The sequence below is a fragment of the Klebsiella sp. EMBS2024 genome, from assembly GCF_036233805.1.
GTDB classification, from domain to species: Bacteria; Pseudomonadota; Gammaproteobacteria; order Enterobacterales; family Enterobacteriaceae; genus Klebsiella; species Klebsiella pneumoniae.
The window spans coordinates 2,723,240-2,724,932 of the sequence record NZ_JAZARW010000001.1 but is presented as its reverse complement, the minus strand read 5'-3'; the positions used below and the strand labels follow the sequence as shown (position 1 = coordinate 2,724,932).

Below are 1,693 nucleotides of genomic sequence, written 5' to 3'. Positions count from 1 at the left end.
CCCATGACAGCCTGATTGAAGCTTCTCAGTTTATTCATACCATTGAGAAGCGCCAGGGGATGAAGGTCGCCTGTCTGGAAGAGATAGCCTATCGTAATCAGTGGCTGTCGGCGGAAGGGGTGGCGGCTCAGGCGGAGCGTCTGAAGAAAACCGAGTACGGTGCCTACCTGAAACGTCTGCTCAGTGAAGACTGAACCCGCACGGCCATTAAAGGAAAATAACAAGATGAAGATATTACTGATTGGCAAGAATGGCCAGGTGGGCTGGGAGCTGCAGCGCTCCCTCTCCACGCTCGGTGATGTGGTCGCGGTGGATTACTTTGATAAAGAGCTGTGCGGCGATCTGACTAATCTGGACGGTATCGCGCAGACTGTGCGTACNGTNCGCCCGGACGTGGTGGTGAATGCCGCCGCGCACACGGCCGTGGACAAGGCCGAAAGCGAGCGGGAGCTCTCCGACCTGCTGAACGACAAAGGGGTGGCGGTGCTGGCGGCGGAGTCGGCGAAGCTGGGTGCCCTGATGGTGCACTATTCCACGGACTATGTGTTCGACGGCGCCGGTAGTCATTATCGCCGGGAAGATGAGGCAACCGGCCCGCTGAACGTCTACGGCGAAACCAAGCGTGCCGGTGAACTGGCGCTGGAGCAGGGCAACCCGCGTCACCTGATTTTCCGTACCAGCTGGGTGTATGCCACCCGCGGTGCCAACTTTGCCAAAACCATGCTCCGCCTGGCGGGTGAGAAAGAGACGCTCTCCATCATTGACGACCAGCACGGGGCGCCCACCGGCGCAGAGCTGCTGGCAGACTGCACGGCGACGGCAATCCGTGAAACGCTGCGTGATCCGGCGCTGGCCGGCACCTATCATCTGGTGGCCAGCGGCGAGACCAGCTGGTGCGACTACGCCCGCTATGTGTTTGAGGTGGCCAGAGCGCACGGTGCCGAGCTGGCGGTTCAGGAAGTGAAGGGCATTCCGACGACGGCCTATCCGACGCCGGCGAAGCGTCCGCTCAACTCTCGCCTGTCGAATGAAAAATTCCAGCAGGCATTCGGGGTGACTCTCCCGGACTGGCGTCAGGGTGTGGCTCGCGTGGTAACAGAAGTCCTGGGTAAATAAACGGGTGGCAAAAGATGAACATTATTAAAACAGAGATCCCTGAGGTGCTGATTTTTGAACCGCGCGTGTTTGGTGATGCGCGGGGCTTCTTCTTTGAGAGCTTCAGCAGCAAGGTGTTCAATGAGGCGGTGGGCCGCCAGGTGGAATTCGTCCAGGACAACCACTCCCAGTCCCAGAAAGGCGTATTGCGCGGGCTGCACTATCAGCTGGATCCGCACGCACAGGGCAAACTGGTCCGCTGCGTGGAAGGTGAGGTATTTGACGTGGCGGTGGATATCCGTCGTTCATCACCCACCTTTGGCAAATGGGTGGGCGCGGTGCTCAGCGCAGAGAATAAACGTCAGCTGTGGATCCCGGAAGGATTCGCCCACGGGTTTATGGCGCTGAGCGACACGGTGCAGTTNGTCTACAAGGCGACGAACTACTACGCGCCGCAGTCAGAGCGGAGNATCATCTGGAACGATCCGGAGATAGGGATTGACTGGCCGGCGCTGGGCGACTGCGCGCTGTCGCTGTCGGAGAAAGATCTGCAGGCACACACGCTGGCCAACGCAGAATTATATAAATAATTAGGTTG

Annotated in this window: 2 protein-coding genes and 1 pseudogene; all 3 read left to right on the top strand. The window is 59.0% G+C overall.

Going from position 1 to position 1,693, the window contains the following annotated elements; genetic code table 11:
• A pseudogene (locus tag VZP09_RS12615) lies at positions 1 to 194 on the top strand (glucose-1-phosphate thymidylyltransferase); the annotation flags it as partial.
• A complete protein-coding gene (rfbD, locus tag VZP09_RS12610; RefSeq protein ID WP_023149890.1) occupies positions 184 to 1,116 on the top strand; it encodes a dTDP-4-dehydrorhamnose reductase in 933 nt (310 codons plus the stop codon). The pseudogene VZP09_RS12615 and the gene rfbD, both read left to right, overlap by 11 nt.
• Positions 1,117 to 1,130: 14 nt before the next feature.
• The gene (gene rfbC, locus VZP09_RS12605; protein ID WP_328795183.1) at positions 1,131 to 1,685 is read left to right on the top strand and encodes a dTDP-4-dehydrorhamnose 3,5-epimerase; all 555 of its coding nucleotides are present in this window, start codon (positions 1,131 to 1,133) and stop codon (positions 1,683 to 1,685) included.
• Positions 1,686 to 1,693: the final 8 nt, after the last annotated feature.